Annotated in this window: 21 protein-coding genes; 6 read left to right on the top strand and 15 right to left on the bottom strand. The window is 62.6% G+C overall.

Features of this window, described 5'->3' with window-relative positions; genetic code table 11:
* Nucleotides 1-10: 10 nt before the first annotated feature.
* Entirely contained in the window at nt 11-2,677 is a 2,667-nt protein-coding gene (gene alaS, locus AC1DX4_RS16230; RefSeq protein ID WP_477221262.1) for an alanine--tRNA ligase, read from the bottom strand.
* A 269-nt stretch (nt 2,678-2,946) separates the two neighbouring features.
* Complete coding sequence (gene recA, locus AC1DX4_RS16225) at nt 2,947-4,047, bottom strand: recombinase RecA (protein WP_027042422.1); 1,101 nt, start codon at nt 4,045-4,047, stop codon at nt 2,947-2,949.
* 279 nt (nt 4,048-4,326) lie between these two features.
* Here recA and AC1DX4_RS16220 point away from each other — a divergent pair, with 279 nt between their 5' ends.
* Nucleotides 4,327-5,271, top strand: a complete 945-nt coding sequence (locus AC1DX4_RS16220) for a carbohydrate kinase family protein (protein ID WP_477221261.1) — start codon at nt 4,327-4,329, stop codon at nt 5,269-5,271.
* A 74-nt stretch (nt 5,272-5,345) separates the two neighbouring features.
* Nucleotides 5,346-6,263: a pseudouridine-5'-phosphate glycosidase gene (locus AC1DX4_RS16215; RefSeq protein WP_477221260.1), complete on the top strand. Its 918-nt coding sequence runs from the start codon at nt 5,346-5,348 to the stop codon at nt 6,261-6,263.
* Between the two features lie 212 nt (nt 6,264-6,475).
* Here the strand turns inward: AC1DX4_RS16215 and AC1DX4_RS16210 are convergent, their stop codons facing one another.
* The gene (locus AC1DX4_RS16210) at nt 6,476-6,799 is read right to left on the bottom strand and encodes a TfoX/Sxy family protein (protein ID WP_477221259.1); all 324 of its coding nucleotides are present in this window, start codon (nt 6,797-6,799) and stop codon (nt 6,476-6,478) included.
* Between the two features lie 86 nt (nt 6,800-6,885).
* Here AC1DX4_RS16210 and AC1DX4_RS16205 point away from each other — a divergent pair, with 86 nt between their 5' ends.
* On the top strand, nt 6,886-7,383 hold the full coding sequence (locus tag AC1DX4_RS16205; RefSeq protein WP_477221258.1) for a GFA family protein: 498 nt from the start codon (nt 6,886-6,888) through the stop codon (nt 7,381-7,383).
* A 35-nt stretch (nt 7,384-7,418) separates the two neighbouring features.
* On the opposite strand, the gene AC1DX4_RS16200 is transcribed toward AC1DX4_RS16205, so the two are convergent.
* The 8 genes from AC1DX4_RS16200 to AC1DX4_RS16165 form a co-directional block, all read right to left on the bottom strand.
* A complete protein-coding gene (locus tag AC1DX4_RS16200) occupies nt 7,419-7,826 on the bottom strand; it encodes an N-acetyltransferase family protein (RefSeq protein WP_477221466.1) in 408 nt (135 codons plus the stop codon).
* Nucleotides 7,827-7,955: 129 nt separating this feature from the next.
* Nucleotides 7,956-8,336, bottom strand: coding sequence for a Fe-S cluster assembly scaffold SufA (sufA, locus tag AC1DX4_RS16195; RefSeq protein ID WP_027036998.1), 381 nt, complete (start codon nt 8,334-8,336; stop codon nt 7,956-7,958).
* Between the two features lie 184 nt (nt 8,337-8,520).
* Nucleotides 8,521-8,913: an SUF system Fe-S cluster assembly protein gene (locus tag AC1DX4_RS16190; protein ID WP_477221257.1), complete on the bottom strand. Its 393-nt coding sequence runs from the start codon at nt 8,911-8,913 to the stop codon at nt 8,521-8,523.
* Between the two features lie 5 nt (nt 8,914-8,918).
* On the bottom strand, nt 8,919-10,163 hold the full coding sequence (locus AC1DX4_RS16185; protein WP_477221256.1) for a cysteine desulfurase: 1,245 nt from the start codon (nt 10,161-10,163) through the stop codon (nt 8,919-8,921).
* Nucleotides 10,164-10,167: 4 nt separating this feature from the next.
* Entirely contained in the window at nt 10,168-11,436 is a 1,269-nt protein-coding gene (gene sufD / locus AC1DX4_RS16180; RefSeq protein ID WP_477221255.1) for a Fe-S cluster assembly protein SufD, read from the bottom strand.
* A gap of 19 nt (nt 11,437-11,455) precedes the next feature.
* Nucleotides 11,456-12,211 (bottom strand): Fe-S cluster assembly ATPase SufC, encoded by a 756-nt coding sequence (gene sufC / locus AC1DX4_RS16175; RefSeq protein ID WP_477221254.1) that lies wholly within the window; start codon nt 12,209-12,211, stop codon nt 11,456-11,458.
* A 27-nt stretch (nt 12,212-12,238) separates the two neighbouring features.
* Nucleotides 12,239-13,756 carry a Fe-S cluster assembly protein SufB gene (sufB, locus tag AC1DX4_RS16170; protein ID WP_477221253.1) on the bottom strand — a complete coding sequence of 506 codons (1,518 nt, stop codon included), beginning with the start codon at nt 13,754-13,756 and terminating at the stop codon, nt 12,239-12,241.
* A 183-nt stretch (nt 13,757-13,939) separates the two neighbouring features.
* A complete protein-coding gene (locus tag AC1DX4_RS16165; RefSeq protein WP_477221465.1) occupies nt 13,940-15,118 on the bottom strand; it encodes a cysteine desulfurase family protein in 1,179 nt (392 codons plus the stop codon).
* A 239-nt stretch (nt 15,119-15,357) separates the two neighbouring features.
* Here AC1DX4_RS16165 and AC1DX4_RS16160 point away from each other — a divergent pair, with 239 nt between their 5' ends.
* Both AC1DX4_RS16160 and AC1DX4_RS16155 read left to right on the top strand, forming a co-directional pair.
* The gene (locus AC1DX4_RS16160; RefSeq protein ID WP_027042409.1) at nt 15,358-16,032 is read left to right on the top strand and encodes an alpha/beta hydrolase; all 675 of its coding nucleotides are present in this window, start codon (nt 15,358-15,360) and stop codon (nt 16,030-16,032) included.
* A 22-nt stretch (nt 16,033-16,054) separates the two neighbouring features.
* Nucleotides 16,055-16,705, top strand: coding sequence for an FMN-binding negative transcriptional regulator (locus tag AC1DX4_RS16155; RefSeq protein ID WP_477221252.1), 651 nt, complete (start codon nt 16,055-16,057; stop codon nt 16,703-16,705).
* A gap of 72 nt (nt 16,706-16,777) precedes the next feature.
* On the opposite strand, the gene AC1DX4_RS16150 is transcribed toward AC1DX4_RS16155, so the two are convergent.
* The 4 genes from AC1DX4_RS16150 to AC1DX4_RS16135 form a co-directional block, all read right to left on the bottom strand.
* Entirely contained in the window at nt 16,778-17,548 is a 771-nt protein-coding gene (locus AC1DX4_RS16150; protein WP_477221251.1) for a phosphatase PAP2 family protein, read from the bottom strand.
* A 90-nt stretch (nt 17,549-17,638) separates the two neighbouring features.
* Nucleotides 17,639-19,288 (bottom strand): ArnT family glycosyltransferase, encoded by a 1,650-nt coding sequence (locus tag AC1DX4_RS16145; protein ID WP_477221250.1) that lies wholly within the window; start codon nt 19,286-19,288, stop codon nt 17,639-17,641.
* A 39-nt stretch (nt 19,289-19,327) separates the two neighbouring features.
* A complete protein-coding gene (locus tag AC1DX4_RS16140) occupies nt 19,328-19,663 on the bottom strand; it encodes a lipid-A-disaccharide synthase N-terminal domain-containing protein (protein WP_027028626.1) in 336 nt (111 codons plus the stop codon).
* Nucleotides 19,656-20,390 (bottom strand): glycosyltransferase family 2 protein, encoded by a 735-nt coding sequence (locus AC1DX4_RS16135; RefSeq protein WP_477221249.1) that lies wholly within the window; start codon nt 20,388-20,390, stop codon nt 19,656-19,658. The genes AC1DX4_RS16140 and AC1DX4_RS16135 overlap by 8 nt, the downstream gene beginning before the upstream one ends.
* A gap of 288 nt (nt 20,391-20,678) precedes the next feature.
* Between AC1DX4_RS16135 and tyrS the strand changes: the two genes are divergently transcribed.
* The gene (tyrS, locus tag AC1DX4_RS16130; RefSeq protein ID WP_477221248.1) at nt 20,679-21,932 is read left to right on the top strand and encodes a tyrosine--tRNA ligase; all 1,254 of its coding nucleotides are present in this window, start codon (nt 20,679-20,681) and stop codon (nt 21,930-21,932) included.
* The last annotated feature ends 5 nt before the right edge of the window (nt 21,933-21,937 follow it).

The raw sequence follows: 21,937 nt of genomic DNA, 5'->3' as shown, positions 1-21,937 counted from the left end.
GTCGTGGCTTTCAGGCGCCTTCGAGTGCCGCCTTCACAGCCGCAATCGCCTCGTTGGCCTTCGACGCATCCGGACCGCCGGCCTGCGCCATGTCGGGACGGCCGCCACCGCCCTGCCCGCCCAGTGCGGCGGAGGCCACGCGGACCAGGTCGACGGCGCTGAAGCGGCTTAGCAGATCGTCGGTGACGGCGACGACGACGCTCGCCTTGTTATCCTCGCCGGCGCCGACGAAGACGACGACGCCGGAACCGAGCGAGGTCTTGCCGGCATCGGCGAGCGGCTTCAGATCCTTCGGCGAGACGCCGGAGACCGCCTTGCCGAGGAAGCCGACGCCCGCGACGGTCTCGTTCTCCGAAGGCGCACCAGCCGCGGCACCGCCGCCCAGCGCCAGCTTTTTGCGCGCTTCCGTCAGTTCCTTCTCGAGCTTCTTGCGCTCTTCGAGCAAAGCCTCGACACGCGCCGGCACGTCGGCGGGCGAAATCTTCAGCACGGCTGCCGCCGCCTTCAGACGCCTGTCCTGCTCGTCGAGATGTTTGCGCGCCGCCTCGCCGGTCAGCGCCTCGATGCGGCGCACGCCGGCGGCGACCGCGCTGTCGGAGACAACGCGGACCAGACCGATATCGCCGGTCGCCCTGACATGGGTGCCGCCGCAGAGTTCGACGGAATAGGGCCGGTTGGCCTTGGCACCATGCAGCCCCGTGCCCATCGACACGACGCGCACTTCGTCGCCGTACTTCTCGCCGAACAGCGCCATGGCGCCCTCGGCGATGGCGTCGTCGACCGACATCAGGCGCGTGGTCACCGGGCTGTTCTGCACGACGATCTCGTTGGCCATGCGCTCGACCTCTTCGAGCTCCTCGGCCGAGATCGGCTTGTTGTGCGAGATGTCGAAGCGCAGCCGCTCCGGTGCGACCAGCGAGCCCTTCTGCGCGACATGGGTGCCCAGCACCTCGCGCAGCGCCTCGTGGATCAGATGCGTGGCGGAATGGTTGGCGCGCAGCCTCGTGCGGCGCGCATGGTTGACCTTGAGCTCAACCGCAGCGCCCGTCTTGACGGTGCCGCTTGCCACCTTGCCGAGATGCACGAACAGCCCGTCGGCCTTCTTCTGCGTGTCAGAAATCTCGATCGAGAAGCCTTCGCCCGAGATGATGCCGGTGTCGCCCATCTGGCCGCCGGACTCGCCATAGAATGGCGTCTGGTTGACGACCACCGCGACGGCGTCGCCCTTGCCGGCGCTGTCGACAGTCTTGCCGTCCTTGACCAGCGCCTGGATGAGGCCTTCCGCAGCTTCAGTCTCGTAGCCGAGGAATTCGGTGGCGCCGGCCTTTTCACGCACGGAGAACCAGACCGTCTCGGTGGCGGCCTCGCCGGACCCCGCCCAGTGCTTGCGCGCCTCGGCCTTCTGCTGCTCCATCGCGTTGGTGAAGCCGGCAAGATCGACCGAGATGCTGCGCTGGCGCAGCGCGTCCTGCGTCAGGTCGAGCGGGAAGCCATAGGTGTCGTAGAGCTTGAAGGCCGTCTCGCCATCCAGCATGTCGCCGGCGTGCAGCGTTTCGGTCGCCTCGGAGAGCAGACCGAGGCCGCGCACCAGCGTCTTGCGGAAGCGCGTCTCCTCGAGCTTCAGCGTCTCTGTGATCAACTGCTCGCCGCGCAACAATTCGGGATAGGCCTGGCCCATCTCGCGCACCAGCGCCGGCACCAGCTTCCACATCAGCGGCTCGTTCGCACCGAGCAGCTGCGCGTGGCGCATCGCGCGGCGCATGATGCGGCGCAGCACATAGCCGCGCCCTTCGTTCGAAGGCAGCACGCCGTCGGCGACCAGGAAGGAGGACGAGCGCAGGTGATCGGCAATGACGCGGTAAGACGCCACCGTTTCAGCGTCGGGAGCGCGGCCGAGCGCGGAGGACGCCGCATCGATCAAATGCCGAAACAGGTCGGTCTCGAAGACGCTTTCCACGCCTTGCAGGATGGAGGCCATGCGCTCCAGGCCCATGCCGGTGTCGATCGACGGACGCGGCAGGTCAACGCGCTCCTCCTTCGTCACCTGTTCATACTGCATGAACACCAGGTTCCAGAATTCGAGGAAGCGATCGCCGTCCTCCTCGGGGCTGCCGGGAGGGCCGCCCCAAATGTGCTCGCCACGGTCGATGAAGATTTCCGAGCACGGGCCGCAAGGACCGGTGTCGCCCATCGCCCAGAAATTGTCCGAGGTCGGGATGCGGATGATGCGATCGTCCGAGAAGCCGGCGATCTTCTTCCAGAAGCCGGCCGCCTCGTCGTCCGTATGGTAGACGGTGACCAGCAACTTGTCCTTGTTCAGCCCGAACTCCTTGGTGATCAGGTTCCAGGCAAGCTCGATGGCACGCTCCTTGAAATAGTCGCCAAAGGAGAAATTGCCGAGCATTTCGAAGAAGGTCAGATGGCGCGCGGTGTAACCGACATTGTCGAGGTCGTTGTGCTTGCCGCCGGCGCGCACGCTCTTCTGGGCAGTCGTGGCGCGCGAATAGGCCCGCTTCTCCAAACCAGTGAAGACGTTCTTGAACTGCACCATGCCGGCATTGGTGAACATCAATGTCGGATCGTTGCGCGGCACGAGCGGGCTCGAGGCCACGACCTCGTGGCCCTCCTTGCGGAAATAGTCGAGAAAGGTCGACCGGATCTCGTTCACGCCACTCATGACTGCTGCCTTTTCGCGAAAACCGCCGGCAAACCGGCGGAAATGGGCTCTGCTTTTAAGAAAATAGACTTGGCCTTTTAGCGGGCACGCCCCACCCTGTCCAGAAACACGGAATGGGCCAATCCAGGGAGCTTGCCAGGCAGTCCGCGCTACCCAAAAACGAAAACCGCCGGCGCGAAGGCCGGCGGTTTTGAACGCGGTACTAAAGAACTCGATTACTTAAGCATCAGATGATAGGCCGAATTTGTGGCCGAACTCTGACCGTTGCGCTACATCGCGCCGGCTTCGTCCTCAAAACCGTCGTCGCCGCTGCCCTCAGAGCCACCATTCTCGAGGAATTTTTCGGCGATCAGCCCGGCATTCTGTCTCAGCGCCAGTTCGATCTCGCGTGCGGTATCGGGATTGTCGCGCAGGAACAGTTTTGCATTTTCGCGGCCCTGGCCGAGACGCTGCGAATTGTAGGAGAACCAGGCGCCCGACTTCTCGACCACACCGGCCTTGACGCCGAGGTCGACCAGTTCGCCGGTCTTGGACACGCCCTCGCCATACATGATGTCGAACTCGACCACCTTGAAGGGCGGCGCCAGCTTGTTCTTGACCACCTTGACTCGGGTCTGGTTGCCGACGACCTCGTCGCGGTCCTTGACCGAGCCGATGCGGCGAATATCGAGACGCACTGACGCATAGAATTTCAGCGCATTGCCGCCGGTGGTGGTCTCGGGCGAGCCGAACATGACGCCGATCTTCATGCGGATCTGGTTGATGAAGATGACCATGGTGTTGGAGCGCGAGATCGAGGCGGTCAGCTTGCGCAGCGCCTGGCTCATCAGGCGGGCCTGCAGGCCAGGCAGCGAATCGCCCATCTCGCCCTCGATTTCGGCACGTGGCGTCAGCGCCGCCACCGAATCGACCACCAGAACGTCGATGGCGCCGGAACGCACCAGCGTGTCGCAGATTTCCAGCGCCTGCTCGCCGGTGTCGGGCTGCGAGATCAGCAGGTTTTCAAGGTCGACGCCAAGCTTGCGGGCATAGACCGGATCGAGCGCATGTTCAGCGTCGACGAAGGCGCAGATGCCGCCCTTCTTCTGGGCTTCGGCCACGGTGTGCAGCGCCAGCGTCGTCTTGCCCGAGCTTTCCGGCCCGTAGATCTCGATGATGCGGCCGCGCGGCAGGCCACCGACGCCAAGAGCGATGTCGAGGCCAAGCGAGCCGGTCGGCACCGTTTCGATCTCGACGACCTGCTCGTTCGCGCCGAGCCGCATGATCGAGCCCTTGCCGAAAGCCCGCTCGATTTGCGACAGCGCCGCATCCAGAGCCTTTGATTTGTCCACTGCCTTATCCTCTACAAGCCGCAAAGAATTCTGAGCCATGATACATCACCCCTTGGTCGTCAATGAAGGCCGGACAATCCGTAATCCCTGCCATTTTGTACCTTTTTTGTTCTCATTTGGCAAGAGGCAACAAGCATTTGAAAAACAAGCAATATCCCGATTTGTTCTTTTTTCGTCCCAGAAACGTAAGCAGCAACGCATTCGCATTAGGCCAGCAGGCCCCGTTGTCTCGGCCTGCCGAATCGCTGCCTCGCATGCGAAACTCCAGTCGCAGCCTAGCGCTTGCGCGGCAAGAATAACAAAGGGCATATCGCCGGCATGGTGAAATCGACAAAGATACTGGCCGTGGGCGGCGCCCATATCGACCGGCGTGGCCAGGTGTCCGGCCCCTACGTGCCGGCCGCATCCAATCCAGGCACGATGCGCGAGGATGTCGGCGGCGGCGTCTTCAACGCGCTGCGCAGCACGGTGCGGCGCGGCGCTTCCGCTTCACTGCTTTCGATGCGGGGCGGCGATGCGGCGGGCGATACGGTTTCACGCGCCATAGCGGAAGCAGGCATCGCGGATCTCTCGGCCGTGTTCCTCGACCGCACGACGCCGAGCTACACGGCACTGATCGACCGCGAGGGCGAACTGATCGTCGGCTTTGCCGACATGGCGCTGTACGATTTGGCATTCCCCAAGCAGATGAGGCGCTCCAAGGTCCGCGAGGCGATCGCCGACGCAGACGCCATCCTGTGCGACGCCAATCTGCCCTCGGCGGCACTGGAGCGGCTGGTTTCGCTTGCCGTCGGCAAACCTGTATTCGCCATTGCCATTTCGCCGGCCAAGGTGATCCGGCTGATACCGGTGCTCGGCGCGTTGGCTCAGCTGTTCATGAACCGGCGGGAAGCCATCGCGCTGGCCGGCGTCCATGCAGATGCCGCCGAGCGAGATCTCATCGACGGGTTGCGATGCAGCGGCCTTACCAGCGGCATCGTGACGGCAGGCAGCGCACCGGTGCTGGGTTTCGACGAAGCAGGCGCCTTCTCGATCCAGCCGCCACCGCCGAGAAGAGTTGCCGATGTCACTGGTGCCGGCGACGCACTGGCGGGCGCAACGATCGCGGCTTTGCTGCGCGGCCTGCCCCTGCGCCAAGCCTTGCGCGACGGCGTCGCGGCGGCAACGCTGGCTATCGAAAGTGCCGACGCCGTTCCCGATTTCACCGCCGCAAGCTTCACTGAAGCGCTGGCCCTTGTGCCGGAGGCCAGGGAAGTGGCATGAGACCGGCAAATTCATAGTGCCTGAGTGAGGCTGCGTATCCAGACCGATGCGCCGCACTCCGGTTGGAGATGCAGATGACCCCAGAGACCGCCCGCCCCTTCATCGACATCCACGCGCCGGTGGCGCAGGCGCTGGCCGCCGGGCGGCCGGTGGTGGCGCTGGAAAGCACCATCATCACCCATGGCATGCCCTATCCCGACAATGGCGCCATGGCGGCGGATGTCGAGAAGATCATCAGCGATGGCGGCGCCGTACCGGCGACGATCGCGGTGGTCGGCGGCCGCATCAAGATCGGCCTGTCCGACGGCGAACGCGAATCGCTGGCCATGACCGGCGACGCCATGAAGCTGTCGCGCGCCGACCTCGGCTTCGCCGTCGCGCAAGGGCGCACTGGCGGCACGACAGTCGCCGCCACGATGATCGCGGCGCACATGGTCGGGATAAAAGTGTTCGCCACCGGCGGCATTGGCGGCGTCCACAAGGGGGCGGAAAAGAGTTTTGATATCTCGGCCGACCTCGACGAGCTGGCACGTACGCCGGTCATCGTCGTCTCGGCCGGCGCCAAGGCCATTCTTGATATCGAAAAGACGCTGGAGGTGCTGGAAACGCGCGGTGTGCCTGTTGTCGGCCATGGCTGCGAGACGATGCCGGCTTTCTGGTCGCGGCAGTCGCCGTTCCGCGCGCCGCTGACCCTGCACACGCCGGACGAGATCGCGCATTTCTTCCGGACTCGGGCTGCGCTGGGCCTGGGCGGCGGCATGCTGATCGCCAACCCGGTGCCGGAAGACCACGAAATACCGGCCGAAGAGATGGCAGGCTATATCGAAGCGGCGCAGAAAGCTGCGGAGGCTCTGCACGTGACCGGTAAGGCGGTGACGCCGTTCCTGCTGGGAAAAATCCTTGAGCTGACCGGCGGCAGGAGCCTGAAGACCAACATCGCGCTGGTCGAGAACAATGCACGGTTGGCGGCGAGGATTGCGAAGGCGCTGTAGGTTCACGCAGCAAAGGCCCCCCTCACCCGGATTGCCAAGGCCGAATTGCAAAGAGCAATTCGGGGCAATCCGACCTCTCCCCGAGGGGGAGAGGGGTTTACAGCGTCAACGCCGACCTCTTCTCCCCAGCGGGGAGAAGGTGGCCGCGAAGCGGCCGTATGAGGGGGCGGCCTCGACGTGACCCTTCCGCAGCAGCCAGCGCTAGGTCAAAATCACTTCCCAGCCCTTCGCCCCGCCTCATAGGCGCGGCGTGCCCAGACTGTCATCTCGTCCAGATCATCAAAAGCAACGTCCGGAATGCTCCAATAGGGCATGGCGACCAGCTTGCCGTGCCGCGTGCCGGTATAGGTCCATTGCTTGCAGCCCGCAGCCTCGAAGTCGGGCGCGCTTTGTTCGTCGGCCTTCAGCAGCAATTCGCCGCGCAGGACGATGGCGACGATGACGCCATCGAAATAGATGCCCTTGCCGCCGAACAGTTTGCGGATGCTGACCGGACCGAGCCCTTCGAACAGTTCGGCGATGCGTTCATTGTCCATGCCGCGATCATGCCACCGGGATTTGACATTGTCATCGCGCAACCAAGATCATGCTGACAGGTTGAGAACCGTCGGAGTTTTTTGTCATGCCGCTTCTGCTCAAGGGATCCTGCCGCTGCAACGCCGTGCGTTTCGAGGTGGAAAGCCACACGCCGGTGCCGTTCATGCTCTGCTACTGCTCGATCTGCCGCAAGCAGCAAGGCGGCGGCGGTTACGCCATCAATCTCGGCGCCGACTACGAAACGCTGAACGTCAGAGGCAAGCGCAGCCTCGGCGTCTTTCGCGCCGAGATCGAGGACGACGAGCATCCCCGTTGCGAGGTTTCGACCGGCGAGCGCAATTTCTGCCGTAAATGCGGGTCGGCGTTGTGGCTCTACGATCCGACATGGCCGGAGCTTGTGCATCCCTTCGCCTCGGCGATCGACAGCGACCTGCCGAAACCACCTGAAAAGGTGCATCTGATGCTGAAATACAAGGCGAACTGGGTCGAGCCCGATATAGGCAAGGGCGACAAGACGTTCGATGTCTATCCGGAGGAATCGATCGCCGACTGGCATAGGCGGACGGGCATGTGGGTGAAGTAGTGCTCTTCGCCCCGTTTACGGGGAGAAGGAATGGCTCATTCCTCATCGGTCGCCAAAGCCGCGAGTGCGTCGCCGCTCAGCCGAAAGAAAACCTTGTCCGGCTGCCTGGTGCCACCAAGACCGTCATAGAAGGTCAGCAGCCGCTCATTTTCACCGTCGGCTGTCCAATCGACGCGGCCATGGCCGCGCTGCAGGGCGGTCCGTGCCAGCGCCTGCATCAGCAGGCGTCCGGCACCACTGCCGCGATAGGCTCGCGAGACGAACAGCTCTTTCAGGAAGAAGCCGGTTCGCAGGCCGGGTCCGGGATAGATTGTCGAGCAGATGGCAAAACCGATGATCGTGTCCGTTTCGGCGACCAGAATCTCCACGCCCGGCGGCAGACCGGCAAGATCGGCAAGGATTGTCTCGAATGGCGGGCACGGCACCCGATAGTGCCGCTGCATCTCTTCGAAAAGATGCGCCAACGCGGCATTGTCGGCGCCGACATGCGGCCGGATTGATATCGCGACGGTCACGTTTTCGACGGCCATCCGGTCACGGGCTCGGTGTGGATTTGGAAGCTCGGCCGGGGCTCAGGCCGAAGCGCGTGCCTCTGCCAGCGCCTTGAGATCGGCCGGCTTCAGTTCGACGGATTCGCCACAGCCACAGGCCGAACTCTGGTTCGGGTTGTGGAAGGTGAAGCCGGTGCGCAATGTCGTCTGCTCGAAATCCATCTCGGTGCCGAACAGGAAAAGGGCAGCCTCCGGCGCGACATAAACATGGGCGCCATCGCGCTCGATATGGTCGTCCTTGGTGTTGGGCTCGGTCACCAGATCGACCGTGTATTCCATGCCGGCGCAGCCGCCCTTCTTGATGCCGAGGCGGATGCCGTGCGCGCTGTCACGGGTAGCCACGATCTCGCGCACCCGGTCGGCGGCCTTTTCGGTCATCGTGATGACGGCGAAGCGTCCCATTCTTTTTCCTTCTCCATTCCATGCAGGTTCAAGGCCTGCCGAATGATTCCTCACCTAAAATGGTGAAGTTTTACCCCTGGCGCAAGTGTACCAGGCTCTGCCTGCCTAAAGCGTGACACGCTTTAGGCTTTTGCTTTATGCATGTCGTTGTCCCAAAACCGAGGTCACTTTTGGGCGACATGCATTAGTACCAGCCCACCGCCACCTGCGCCTCTTCCGACATGCGGTCGGCCGACCAGGGCGGATCGAAGGTCATGTTGACCTCGACACCGGAGACGCCTTCGACGGCACCAACGGCATTCTCCACCCAGCCGGGCATTTCGCCCGCCACCGGACAACCCGGGGCGGTCAGCGTCATGTCGATCTTGACCGAGCGGTTATCCTCGATGTCGATCTTGTAGATGAGGCCGAGCTCGTAGATGTCGGCCGGGATTTCGGGGTCATAGACCGTCTTCAGCGCCGAGACGATGTCGTCGGTCAGCCGTGCCAGTTCGTCGGCGGGGATGGCCGAGGCGGAAACCAGCGGGTTGATGGCCGTTTCCGGCACGGTCTCGGTGTTGTGGCTAGCGTCATCCATGATCGTCACCCGAAGAATTTGCGCGCTTTTTCGAGCGCCTCGGCCAAAGCGTCGACTTCGGCCCTGGTATTATACATGCCAAACGATGCCCTGCATGTGGAGGTTACGCCAAAGCGTTTCAACAGCGGCTGGGCACAATGGGTGCCCGCGCGCACCGCAATGCCCTGCCTGTCTATCACCATCGATACGTCATGGGCATGAATGCCTTGCAGTTCGAAGGAAATGATGGCGCCTTTGCCCGGCGCATCGCCGAAGATGCGCAGTGAGTTGATAGCGCGCAGCCGCTCATGCGCGTAGGTCTTGAGGTCTTCCTCGTGTGCTGCGATGCGTTCGCGGCCGACCTTTTCCATATAATCCAGTGCCGCGCCCAGCCCGATCGCCTGGACGATCGGTGGCGTGCCGGCTTCAAAGCGATGCGGCGGCTCGTTGTAGGTAACGATATCCTCCGTCACCTCCTCGATCATCTCGCCACCGCCCATGAAGGGGCGCATGCCGGCGAGAATGTCCTTCTTGCCGTAGAGCACGCCGATCCCCGACGGGCCGTAAACCTTGTGGCCGGTGAAGACGAAGAAATCGCAGTCGAGATCCTGCACATCGATCGGCATGTGCACGGCGCTCTGGCTGCCGTCGACGAGCACAGGAATGTCGCGCGCATGCGCGATGCGCACGATTTCTTTGATCGGCGTCACCGTGCCCAGCGCATTCGACATCTGCGTGATGGCGACGAGCTTGGTGCGATCGGTCAGCCGCTTCTCGAACTCCTCGATGTGGAAGACGCCGAGATCATCGACCGGCACCCAGACCAGTTTCGCGCCCTGCCGTTCGCGGATGAAATGCCAGGGAACGATGTTGGAGTGGTGCTCCATGATCGACAGCACGATCTCGTCGCCCTCGCCGATGTTGGGCATGCCATAGCCATACGCGACGGTATTGATCGCCGACGTCGTGTTCGAGGTGAAGACGATGTTGTCGGTGCTCGGCGCGTTGAGGAAGCGGCGCACCGTTTCGCGTGCCTTTTCATAAGCGTCGGTCGCGGCGTTGGACAGGAAATGCAGCCCGCGATGAACGTTGGCATATTCCTGGCTGTAGGCGTGCTGGATGGTGTCGAGCACCACCTGCGGCTTCTGTGCCGAGGCGCCATTGTCGAGATAGACCAGTTTCTTGCCATAGACTTCGCGCGACAGGATCGGGAAGTCGCTGCGGATCGCCTCGACGTCGTAGAAATCTCCGATCTTGCCTGGAGCGTTCATCATTTCACCCGTGCGTCACAAACCAGTCGTCGAGCTTCGCTTCCAGCGCCTCGACGATGACATCGTCATCCAGTTCCTCGATCACCTCGGCGACGAACGCCTTGACCAGCAGGCCACGGGCGCTCTTCTCGTCGACGCCGCGCGCCATCAGGTAAAAGAGATGGTCGTGGTCGATCTCGGTGACCGTCGCGCCATGGCCGCAGATGACATCATCGGCGAAGATTTCAAGCTCTGGCTTGGTCGAGAACTCGCCATCGTCCGATAAAAGCAGCGTGTTGCAGGCCATCTTGGCGTTGGTCTTCTGGGCGTACTGATGGACGTTGATGCGGCCCTGGAAAACGCCGCGCGCCTTGCCTGTCACCACATTGCGGATGACCTCTGTCGAGGTCGTGTGCGGCACGGCGTGGTCGAGCACCATCGTCACGTCGGTGTGGGTGTCGCCGGCCAGAAGATTGATGCCACGCAGCTTGAAGTCGGCGCCCTCGCCCGTCGTCCTGACCATGATCTCCTGGCGCACAAGCTTGCCGCCGGCGTTCATGACGAACAGCGTCAGTTTGGCGTTCTTGCCGATATGGGCCTTGAACTGCGCCAGATGCGTCGCCGTTTCCGGCTGCTCCTGAACGATCAGCCAGGTCACCTCGGCACCCTCGCCGAGCACGAGCTGGCTCACCGAACTGACCAGCGCAGCGCCATCACCCGCCTGACGCTCGACGATGACTGCCTTGGCGCCAGCACCGACGCGCACTGGCAGGCGCACATGGGTCTGGCCGCCGGCCTGCAGGTTCTGCAGCTCGATCGGCTTCTCGAGTTCCGTGCCATCGGCGATATCGACAAAGTAGCCGTCGGCGACAAAGGCTGTGTTCAGCGCACCGATCGCATCATCGCTGCCATAGGGATCGAGGCCCGGCGCGATGCTGCCGTCGATCAGCTTTTCCGACAGGCGCTGGACGGTGACGCCCTCGATGGCTGGCACCTTCGCGTCGGACTTGCCGTTCAGGATCGCCAACACCGCGGAGCCTTCAACGATCGGTGCAATGGCTTTTGCCGCCGCAGCCGGGTCGAAATCCGGCACGGCGTTCAACAGCCGGCGCAAGTCGGTGTAGTGCCAGGATTCGATGCGCCGCGTCGGCAATCCGTGCTTGATCGCCTCGATGGCGTCGTCGCGCTTCAGCATCACCGCGCCGTCGCCCGGCAGCAGCGACAGCCGGTCGCCGAACGCGTCGATCAACGCGGTCTCGGCCGGTGTCCGCTGCGGTTGTGTGTGCATATTCATCAGCTTCGCCTCTGGCATCTCACGCGGCTTCGCCGATCACACCGGCATAGCCATTGGCTTCGAGGTCGAGCGCCAGCGACTTGTCGCCGGACTTGATGACCTGGCCCTTGTAGAGCACGTGCACTGTATCAGGCACGATGTGTTCGAGCAGGCGCTGGTAGTGGGTGATGACCAGGAACGCCCGGTCGGGCGCGCGCAAAGCGTTGACGCCGTCGGAGACGATCTTCAGCGCATCGATGTCGAGGCCGGAATCGGTCTCGTCGAGCACGCACAGCTTCGGCTCCAAAAGCTTCATCTGCAGGATCTCGGCGCGCTTCTTCTCGCCGCCGGAGAAGCCGACATTGAGCGGCCGCTTCAGCATCGCAATGTCCATGCTGAGCGAAGCGGCGGCTTCCTTCACCCGCCTCAGGAATTCCGGGATCTTCAGCGGTTCTTCGCCACGCGCCTTGCGCTGCTCGTTCATCGCCACTTTCAGGAATTCCATCGTCGCCACGCCCGGTATCTCCATCGGATACTGGAAAGCGAGGAAGATGCCTGATGTGGCGCGTTCGGCCGGATCCATTTCGAGGATCGACTGGCCGTTGTAGAGGATGTCGCCTTCGGTGACCTCATAGTCCTCGCGGCCGGCGAGGATGTAGGACAGCGTCGATTTGCCCGAGCCGTTCGGGCCCATGATCGCGGCAACCTCGCCGGCTTTCACCGTCAGGTTCAGGCCACGGATGATTTCGGTGCCGTCATCGACGATGCGGGCGTGCAGGTTCTTGATCTCAAGCATTCTTTTGTTTCCTGAATATCTGTCCGGTCAGCCGACCGAGCCCTCAAGCGAGATGCCAATCAGCTTCTGCGCCTCGACGGCAAACTCCATCGGCAGTTGCTGAATAACGTCCTTGACGAAGCCGTTGACGATCAGCGCGATGGCTTCCTCTTCGGGAATGCCACGCTGCATGACATAAAACTTCTGGTCCTCGGAAATCTTGGACGTCGTCGCCTCGTGCTCGAACTGCGCCGTCGAGTTCTTGGCTTCCATGTAAGGCACGGTGTGCGCGCCGCACTGGTCGCCGATCAAAAGCGAGTCACAGTTGGTGAAGTTTCGGGCGTTGGTCGCCTTGCGGTGCGCCGAGACCTGGCCGCGATAGGTGTTCTGCGAGAAGCCGGCGGCGATGCCCTTGGAAATGATGCGGCTCGACGTGTTTTTGCCGAGATGGATCATCTTGGTGCCGCTGTCGACCTGCTGATAACCGTTCGACACGGCGATCGAATAAAACTCGCCTTGGGAATCGTCACCGCGCAGGATGCAGCTCGGGTATTTCCAGGTGATCGCCGAGCCGGTCTCGACCTGCGTCCACGAGATCTTCGAACGGTCGCCACGGCAGTCGCCGCGCTTGGTGACGAAATTATAGATGCCGCCCTTGCCCTCGGCGTCGCCGGGGTACCAGTTCTGCACCGTCGAATATTTGATCTCGGCATCGTCGAGCGCCACCAGTTCGACGACGGCGGCATGCAACTGGTTCTCGTCGCGCTGCGGCGCGGTGCAGCCTTCGAGATAGGAGACGTAAGCCCCCTCCTCGGCGATGATCAGCGTACGCTCGAACTGACCGGTGTTCTTCTCGTTCATGCGGAAATAGGTCGACAGCTCCATCGGGCAGCGCACGCCCTTGGGCACGAAGACGAAGGAGCCGTCGGTGAACACGGCCGAATTCAGCGTCGCATAGTAATTGTCGGAGGTCGGCACCACGGAGCCGAGATACTTTTTCACCAGCTCCGGATGCTCGCGGATGGCTTCCGAGATGGAGCAGAAGATGACGCCGGCTTGCGCCAGCTCCTTCTTGAAAGTGGTAACGACGGAGACGGAATCGAACACCGCATCGACGGCGACGCGGCCGGACTTGTAGACATTGTCACTGGGCTCCTCGAGATCGGAGGCATCCGTCTTCTGCACGCCGGCGAGGATTTCCTGTTCCCGCAGCGGAATGCCGAGCTTCTCGTAGACCTTCAGGAGTTCGGGATCGACATCGCTGAGCGACGACGGGCCGGGCGTGCTCTTGGGCGCCGCGTAGAAGTAGATGTCCTGGAAATCGATCTTCGGATAATGGACACGCGCCCATGTCGGCTCTTCCAGCGTCAGCCAGCGCTGATAGGCTTCCAGGCGCCATTCCAGCATCCAGGACGGTTCGTCCTTCTTGGCCGAAATGAAACGGATGATGTCTTCGCTCAGGCCCTTGGGGGCCTTGTCGACAGCGATTTCGGTCTGGAACCCGTATTTGTATTGGTCGACGTCGATCTTTCGGACCCGATCGATCGTGTCCTGCACAGCAGGCATATGCGTTCTCCATCCACGCCGGGGTCAAGGCCCGACAGTTTTCAAACTATGGCACCGCCAAATGAACGCCCGAGGCATCCGCGGCAGCGTAAGTTCCATATAGTGCGCCTCGACCGGGAATTCACCCGGCCAGCATGAAACGCACGGCTCTACCAGGCCGAAAGGCCCAAAATCGTCCAACCGCTAAGCGGCTTCTTCTCTATCCGCCTTTTCCCTGGCGGCTTGCCGAGCCGCAATGCCCGCCAGCGCGGTGCGGAACAGCTCGATATCTTCAGCGCCGGTCGTCGTCCCGATCGACACGCGCAAGGCGCCGAGACTGTCGCCGTAGCCCATGGCTTTCAGCACGTGGCTCGGCCCGACCTTGCCCGACGAGCAGGCGGAGCCGGCCGACAGCGCCACACCGGCGAGATCAAAGGCGATCTGCGCGGTTTCAGCCTTGATGCCGGGAATAGCGAAGAATGTCGTGTTGGCAAGCCTTGGCGCGCCGGTTCCAAAGATTTCCGCCTCCGGCACCAGCATTTTCAAGATGGCCTCGATCTCGTCACGGCGCTCGCGCACCGCATTGATCGCCGGCAGGCCTGCCAGCGCTTCGCGCGCAGCAGCACCAAAACCGGCAATGGCGGCGAGGTTTTCGGTGCCGCCGCGATGGCCCTTTTCCTGGCCGCCGCCATTGATCAGCGGCTTCGGCATCATCAGATCGGCAGCGGCGACGATGGCGCCGACGCCCTTGGGGCCGCCGATCTTGTGCGAAGACAGAATCAAATAGTCGGCGTAACCCGCTGACATATCGATCGGAACGCGGCCCGCGGCCTGAACCGCATCGACGACAAGAATGCCGCCCGCGGCCTTGACGATCCCGGCGATCCGATCGATCGGCTGGATGACGCCGGTTTCGTTGTTGGCGGCATGGATCGCCACCAGCGGCAGGCCATCGGCCTTGTCGTGACCGGCAAGCGCCGCCGCCAGGGCAGCAAGATCGGCAATGCCATTGGCATCGACGCCGATGCGCGTCACCTGCGCTGCCGGGAAGCGTCCGCCATTCAACAGGCAGGGATGATCGGCCTCGGAGACGCAGAGCCGGCTCATGCGCACGCTGCCGCGTCCAATCTGCCAATCGGGTGAAAGCAGCGTCGAGGCGGCTTCGGTCGCGCCGGAGGTGAACACGACATGTTCGGGCCTGGCATTCACCAGCGCCGCAACCTCGCGCCTTGCCGTCTCGATCAGGCGGCGCGCGGCGCGGCCCTCGGCATGAACCGATGACGGGTTGGCGGTCACGCCAAGCGCCGCGACCATAGCCTCGCGCGCCGCTGGGAGCAGCGGCGCACTAGCATTATAGTCGAGATAGGCGCGTTTTGCGGCCATTTTCGTCCAGTTGATCCTGTCAGACGCCATTCGGTTGTCGTATGGCGTTATTTCCTTGAAATTCCAAGGCGAGCCGTCCTATTTACGCGGCTTGCGGCGCGGGTGGCCGGGCTCGACGTCAGGCCACTCAGTTTTGAATAGTTCTAAACTAGCTTCTAAGAAGACGCTCGCCCTGCGTCAAGGCCAGAGGAAGACACGTTCCGGGCGCCGCGCATTCGTATACCCAAGTGGAGTATTTCATGCCTGAGGTCATTTTCACCGGTCCGGCCGGTCGCCTGGAGGGACGCTACCAGCCTTCCAAGGAAAAGAGCGCGCCGATCGCCATCGTCTTGCATCCGCATCCGCAGTTCGGCGGCACGATGAACAACAAGATCGTCTACGACCTCTTCTACATGTTCCAGAAGCGCGATTTCACCACGCTGCGCTTCAATTTCCGCGGCATCGGCCGCAGCCAGGGCGAGTTCGACCACGGCACCGGCGAGTTGTCGGACGCGGCGGCAGCCCTCGACTGGGTGCAGTCGCTGCATCCGGATTCCAAAAGCTGCTGGGTCGCCGGCTATTCCTTCGGCTCGTGGATCGGCATGCAGCTTTTGATGCGCCGGCCCGAGATCGAAGGCTTCATCTCGATCGCGCCGCAGCCGAACACCTATGACTTCTCGTTCCTGGCGCCCTGCCCGTCATCGGGCCTGATCATCCATGGCGATGCCGACAAGGTGGCGCCACCGAAGGATGTGCAAGGCCTAGTCGACAAGCTGCATACGCAAAAGGGCATCACCATCACGCAGAAGACCTTGCCCGGCGCAAACCACTTTTTCGCCAACGACGCCGATCTTTTGATCGAGGAATGCGCCGACTATCTCGATCGCCGGCTGGCGGGCGAATTGTCCGATCCGCGGCCGAAGCGGTTGAGATAGACAGGGAAAGGCGCCAGCGCCGATGTACGAGCCTCCCCATTTCCAGGAAACGCGGCCGGATGTCCTGCACGGACTGATCCGGTCGCATCCGCTCGGCATGCTGATCTCGAACGGGCCCGATGGCCCGGTCGCCAACGCCATTCCGTTCCTGCTCGACGCGGAAGCGGCACCGAACGGCAGGTTGCGCGCCCACCTGGCCAAGGCCAATCCGCACTGGAAACTTATCGCCGAAAACCCGTCATCACCCGTGCTGATCGTCTTCCAGGGCACCGACGCCTATGTGACGCCCTCCTGGTATGAGACCAAGCGCGAGACCGGCAAGGTGGTGCCAACCTGGAACTATGCCATCGTCCAGGTGCGCGGCACGGCAAAAGTGATCGACGACCAGGACTGGCTGGCGCAGCAGATCGCCGACCTGACCCTTTCGCAGGAAGGCCCCCGCGACGCCCCCTGGGCGGTGACCGATGCGCCACCGCCCTTCATCCAGTCACAGATCAAGGGCATCATCGGGCTGGAGATCGAAATCAGCGAGATCCACGGCAAGTGGAAGGTCAGCCAGAACCGTCCCGTCGCCGACCGCGTCGGCGTCGCGCAAGGTCTTGAAAGCGAGACCGCCAATTCATCCGACATGGTCCGCCTGGTACGGTCTTACGGCGGCCTGGACGGCAACTAAAGCAATTCCAGGAAAAGTGTGAAGCGGTTTTCCGTCCGGAATTGCGTAAAACAAGACCAATCCGGCAGCGACCTATCTTTCCGGAGCAATCAGCCGGAACGCTGCCTTGCGGACCGGCAATCCTGACGGCGTCGGCCGGAAGATGAAGCCGAGCCGGGCAAAGACCAGTCCGCATGCCAGCGCAAACGCGCAGCCAAGGCCGAAGCCGGCAACGGTGTCGCTCGGATAGTGCGCGCCGACAAAAACCCTGGTCGAGGCGAAACAGGCGGTGATCACCAAGGCGATATACCAACGCCTCGGAAACAAAAGCAGGAGAACGCCGAAGACTGCCCCCATCGTCGTGGCGTGGCCTGAGGGAAAACCGGCGAAGCGCGCATCAAAGGCGAAGGGATGCAGGGCGAGCACACCAAAATCCTGAAAGTAGAGCGGACGCGCCCGGCCGATCGCATATTTCAGGACATTGACCAGCAGGCCGGACAGGCCGACGGCGCTCAGCACCAGAAAAGCCAGGCAAGTCCAGTTGTAGACAAGCATCAACGATCGCCGTGAAAGGCTTCGCCAATCGGTCAGATTGGCCGCGACGAGCAGAAGCGCTGATGGGATCAGGTACCAGCCGCCGAGAGCGAACTGGGTCAGGAACTCGGCCAGGCGGGCTCCCGACCATTGGCCATGAACCATTCCTGCCGGTGTGTCGAGGCGAACAAAGGCCGCCGCCGTCAGCAACACCCAAACCACGAGCCAAACCGGCCATGCGATGTTGGGGTAACGCGCGGGACGAACGGCAAAGCGCCTTCTGACGATCTGCAACGTGTCGCGAAAATTGTCGAGGGAACGGCGTCTCACCGCAAGAAGCGTGGCGAAAACGGAAGGGCGCGATTTCACGAGCATTGGGAATTCGACCCCATTATTGCCGTCATGGGCATCGGCGAGCCGTCATGGGGCCACACGATAGAGGCCGAGCGACAATTTGTCTCCCGACGAATAGTTGAGGCCGTCGATCTCAGCGACGCGCTTCACCGATTTGCCTTGCACCGACAGCATGCCGTTCAATTTCTGCTCGTCCTCGATCGGCGCCAGTCCCAACGCACAGGCCGGATCGGCAAGCAAATGTTCCGCGACACCACCAATATTGGTCAGCACCGTCTTGGTGCCGACCAGGAACACAAGGCTCGGCTCCTGATACCGCGACGAGGCCAGCACCGTCGTGTCGCAAGGTTTGTTGGCAAGCACTGCCTGCTTGATCGCCGGGCTCAGCCAGATCGGCTTCAACGACGGCGCGATGACGCCGAACAGCAAGGCATAGGTGATGCCCGCACAGGCGGCGATGGCGCCGATGCGGGGCAGCGGCACCTGCAACTGCCGCGAAAAAGCGAAGTAGCCCGTGCCGAGTGCGGCGGCGGCGGCCGGAATGCTCCACCATGAGAAGGTGTGTGTGATGTAGATCGGCGCTCCGATGCAGACAGCCGCCAAGCCAAGGCTGACCACGACGAGACCGAACGCCGTCGACCACCACAACCATTGCTGCCAGCGCTTCAGCGGCGCATTGGCATCCTCAGGCAGCAACGTCAGCAGCCAGCCGATCAGCAGCGCCATGCCGGGATAGGCCGGCAGGACATAATGCGGGAGCTTTGTCGGGATCAGCTCGAACACCAGCCAGAACGGGATGTACCAGGCGAGGCAAAAGCGCAGCCTGACATCGTCGCGCAGGCGGTTGAGAGCCTGGAGGCCAGCGCCGACCGCGATCAGGCCGAACGGCCACATGAACAGCGAATAGGTCAGCATGTAGAAGCCGGGCGGCAGGCCGTGCGATTCCTCGCCCGAGGCGACCTTGCCGAGCATGTCCTTGCCGACGGCCTGCTGCAGGAAAGCGCCGTGGCTCTTCCAGGTGATGGCCGCGAGCCAGGGCAGCGCGATCACCACGACAAGCAACAGGCCGCGTCCAACCCTGAGCTTCGACAGCCAGCGCCCATCGCGCTCGAAGGCGAACAGCGCCGCGATGGTCAGAGCCGACAAAAGCGGCGCGATCGGCCCCTTGATGAGGATGGCCGCGCCTTGCGCGATCCAGAAAATCCACCAGAGATGGCCGGCGACCGGTTGGTTGCGGCGCGATGCCAGGTAAATCTGCGCCAGCGCACCTTGCGCCGCCACGCAGCAGGCCAGCAGCATCGCATCGGTCTTGGCGTCGCGGCCCTCGAAGGCCGTGGCGAAGATGGCGGCCATCACCAGGCCGGCGGCGATACCGGCATTGGCGCCGAAAAGATTGGTCCCCGTCCAGGCGATCGCCAGCACCGCAATGGCAATGCCGAGTGCCGAGATCGTGCGATAGACCCAGATCGGTGCTTCGGCACCCTTACCGCTCAAGGTGACGGCGGCGGATTGCAGCCAGTAGATACCGACGGGCTTCTGGTAGCGCGAGGCGTCCTGAAAGCGGATGTCGACATAATCGCCGCTCTCCGCCATCTGCTTGGTCGCCTGGACGAAGCGCGACTCGTCGCGGTCGATCGGCGGCAGGGACGCCAGCCCCGAAACCGTCATCACCAGGCTGAACAGGAAGAGAAGAATGTAGTTCCTGTTCAACGCCATGCTTGAGCCTCTCTGGTCATTTCTTGATAAGCGGGCCGCTCAATCGACCTTGGTCATCGCCGCCGCCTTGCGCTCATTGGCGATCAGCCAGAGATTTCTGACATAGATGAACATGCCCATGGCCTGGCCGGCGATGAACACCGGATCCTGACGCACGATGGCATAGATCAGCAGCAGGCCGCCGCCGAACAGGGAAAAGAACCAGAAGGCGACGGGCACGACGCTGCGCTTGGCCTTTTCAGATGCCAGCCACTGCACAACGAAACGCATGGTGAAGAAGAATTGAGCGATGAACCCCAGCAGGATCCATGCGTCGAATTGCTTGACAAAAACCTGGTGAAGCCAGGTTCCCAATTCCTGAAGCACGTTAACCACGCTTGATTTCCTCTACTTTTGGCATTCTGCGGCGCCTGCGGCGCAGCCACCAGACACCGCCGAGATCGAGCGCGCCCTGCAGGCCGCGGTCGAAAATGCCGTAATTCGACTTGCCGTGGCGGCGCGAGCGGTCGACGACATCGCAATGCACGACGCGGTATCCCTCCTGGATGACCAGGGCCGGGACGAAGCGGTGCGTGCCGTCGAAAAACGGCAGTTTGCGCAGGACATCGGTGTGGACAGCCTTCAGGCCGCAGCCGGTGTCGCGCGTCTCGTCATGCAGAATGGCGTTTCTCAGCCAGTTGGCGAAGCGCGACGCCAGCTGCTTGACCTTGCTGTCGCGGCGCTTGAGACGCTGCCCCTGAGCGGCGCCAAAATCGGGGCCCGCCTGCCGCAAGGCATCGACCAGCACCGGAATGTATTGCGGGTCGTTCTGACCGTCGCCATCGATCGTAGCGACGATGCCGCCCCGCGCCGCCCAGGCGCCCGAACGCACCGAAAGGCTCTGGCCGGCGGATTTCCGGTGCCGCAATTCGCGTACCGGGAACGGGCGAAGTGCCGTCTGTTCGGCCAGCACCGCAGCGGTGTCGTCGGTCGAGCCGTCATTGACGATGATCAATTCGAAGTCGCGGCCGGCCATCGCCGCCTCGATCTCGTCGATCAGCAGCGGCAGGTTTGCCGCCTCGTTCCTGCAAGGAATGACGATGGATATCAATGCGTCCGGCATGTCGCGTCGGGGCTCTGTCGTCGGATATGGCACTTTGTGGATGCCGTGCGGTGCCGCTCGAGGTCGTGGGCTGCAAGAACCTTTGGCGCGGCGCCTCATTACGCCAGCCGAAACGATGAAGCAAGCATTCGTGCCGGACGGCTCGTCGCACCGTTTCAAGAAGGGGTGATCGTCATTGGCGATCTACCGCAAAACCGGATTCCACTTTTGCTCACCGCGCTTGGATGCTAAACGCGCCCGTTCACATATGCCCGCGCCGGACGGCCGGACGCTTTTCGGGAAGAAACCATGCCTGCCTTCAAATCCGATTTTCTGCGCACGATGAGCGAGCGCGGCTTCATCCACCAGATTTCGGATGAGACCGGCCTCGACCAGCTTTTCGCCAAGGAAACGGTCACCGCCTATGTCGGCTACGACGCCACCGCCACCAGCCTGCATATCGGCAATTTGATCTCGGCGACCATGCTTTACTGGCTGCAGGAGACCGGGCACCGGCCGATCGCCCTGATGGGCGGCGGCACGTCGATGATCGGCGATCCGTCCTTCCGCGACGACCAGCGCAGCCTTTTGACGCCTGAGGCGATCGCCACCAACATCGAAGGCATCAAGCGGATCTTTGGGCGCATCCTGCGTTTCGGCGACGGCCCGAACGATGCTGTCATGGTCAACAATGCCGACTGGCTGATGAAGCTCAACTATGTCGAGTTCCTACGCGATGTCGGCCGGCATTTTTCGGTCAACCGCATGCTGACCTTCGACAGCGTCAAGCTGCGGCTCGACCGCGAGCAATCGCTGTCGTTCCTCGAATTCAACTACATGATCCTGCAGGGCTACGATTTCGTCGAACTTGCCCGGCGCCAGAACTGCCGTTTGCAGATGGGCGGGTCGGATCAGTGGGGCAACATCATCAACGGCGTCGATCTCGGCCATCGCATGGGCACGCCGCAGCTTTATGCCCTGACCACGCCGCTGCTCACGACATCGTCGGGCGCGAAGATGGGCAAGTCGGCAAAGGGTGCGGTGTGGCTCAATGGCGACCTCTTCTCGCCCTATGATTTCTGGCAGTACTGGCGCAACACCGAGGACGCAGATGTCGAGCGCTTCCTGAAGATATTCACCCGCCTGCCCCTCGATGAGATCGCGCGGCTGACCGCACTCGGCGGCTCCGAGATCAACGAGGCCAAAAAGGTCCTGGCCACGGAGACGACGGCGATCGTCCATGGCCGCGACGCGGCAAACCAGGCCGAGGAAACCGCGCGCAAGACGTTTGAGGAAGGGGCCTTGGCCGAAACATTGCCGACCGTTGGGATCGACAAGGCAGCGCTGGAGGCCGGCGTCGGCATCCTGTCGCTGCTGGTGACGGCCGGGTTGGCGTCGTCGAATGGCGAGGCGCGGCGGCACATCCAGGGCGGCGCGGTGCGCATCAACGACCAGTCGGTCAGCGACGACCGCCGCATGGTGACGCTTCAGGATTTGAGTCCGGAAAACGTCGTAAAGCTCTCGCTGGGAAAGAAAAAACACGTTCTGGTGCGGCCGGCCTGAGGCCG

The organism is Mesorhizobium sp. P3_A8 (assembly GCF_056402995.1).
This window is presented reverse-complemented; position numbering and strand designations above follow the sequence as displayed.

Bases quoted from the DNA above. Each gene is read 5' to 3' on its own strand.
- alaS (WP_477221262.1), bottom strand. From the start codon at position 2,677: ATGAGTGGCGTGAACGAGATCCGGTCGACCTTTCTCGACTATTTCCGC.
- recA (WP_027042422.1), bottom strand. From the start codon at position 4,047: ATGGCTCAGAATTCTTTGCGGCTTGTAGAGGATAAGGCAGTGGACAAA.
- AC1DX4_RS16220 (WP_477221261.1), top strand. From the start codon at position 4,327: ATGGTGAAATCGACAAAGATACTGGCCGTGGGCGGCGCCCATATCGAC.
- AC1DX4_RS16215 (WP_477221260.1), top strand. From the start codon at position 5,346: ATGACCCCAGAGACCGCCCGCCCCTTCATCGACATCCACGCGCCGGTG.
- AC1DX4_RS16210 (WP_477221259.1), bottom strand. From the start codon at position 6,799: ATGGACAATGAACGCATCGCCGAACTGTTCGAAGGGCTCGGTCCGGTC.
- AC1DX4_RS16205 (WP_477221258.1), top strand. From the start codon at position 6,886: ATGCCGCTTCTGCTCAAGGGATCCTGCCGCTGCAACGCCGTGCGTTTC.
- AC1DX4_RS16200 (WP_477221466.1), bottom strand. From the start codon at position 7,826: ATGCAGCGGCACTATCGGGTGCCGTGCCCGCCATTCGAGACAATCCTT.
- sufA (WP_027036998.1), bottom strand. From the start codon at position 8,336: ATGGGACGCTTCGCCGTCATCACGATGACCGAAAAGGCCGCCGACCGG.
- AC1DX4_RS16190 (WP_477221257.1), bottom strand. From the start codon at position 8,913: ATGGATGACGCTAGCCACAACACCGAGACCGTGCCGGAAACGGCCATC.
- AC1DX4_RS16185 (WP_477221256.1), bottom strand. From the start codon at position 10,163: ATGAACGCTCCAGGCAAGATCGGAGATTTCTACGACGTCGAGGCGATC.
- sufD (WP_477221255.1), bottom strand. From the start codon at position 11,436: ATGAATATGCACACACAACCGCAGCGGACACCGGCCGAGACCGCGTTG.
- sufC (WP_477221254.1), bottom strand. From the start codon at position 12,211: ATGCTTGAGATCAAGAACCTGCACGCCCGCATCGTCGATGACGGCACC.
- sufB (WP_477221253.1), bottom strand. From the start codon at position 13,756: ATGCCTGCTGTGCAGGACACGATCGATCGGGTCCGAAAGATCGACGTC.
- AC1DX4_RS16165 (WP_477221465.1), bottom strand. From the start codon at position 15,118: ATGGCCGCAAAACGCGCCTATCTCGACTATAATGCTAGTGCGCCGCTG.
- AC1DX4_RS16160 (WP_027042409.1), top strand. From the start codon at position 15,358: ATGCCTGAGGTCATTTTCACCGGTCCGGCCGGTCGCCTGGAGGGACGC.
- AC1DX4_RS16155 (WP_477221252.1), top strand. From the start codon at position 16,055: ATGTACGAGCCTCCCCATTTCCAGGAAACGCGGCCGGATGTCCTGCAC.
- AC1DX4_RS16145 (WP_477221250.1), bottom strand. From the start codon at position 19,288: ATGGCGTTGAACAGGAACTACATTCTTCTCTTCCTGTTCAGCCTGGTG.
- AC1DX4_RS16135 (WP_477221249.1), bottom strand. From the start codon at position 20,390: ATGCCGGACGCATTGATATCCATCGTCATTCCTTGCAGGAACGAGGCG.
- tyrS (WP_477221248.1), top strand. From the start codon at position 20,679: ATGCCTGCCTTCAAATCCGATTTTCTGCGCACGATGAGCGAGCGCGGC.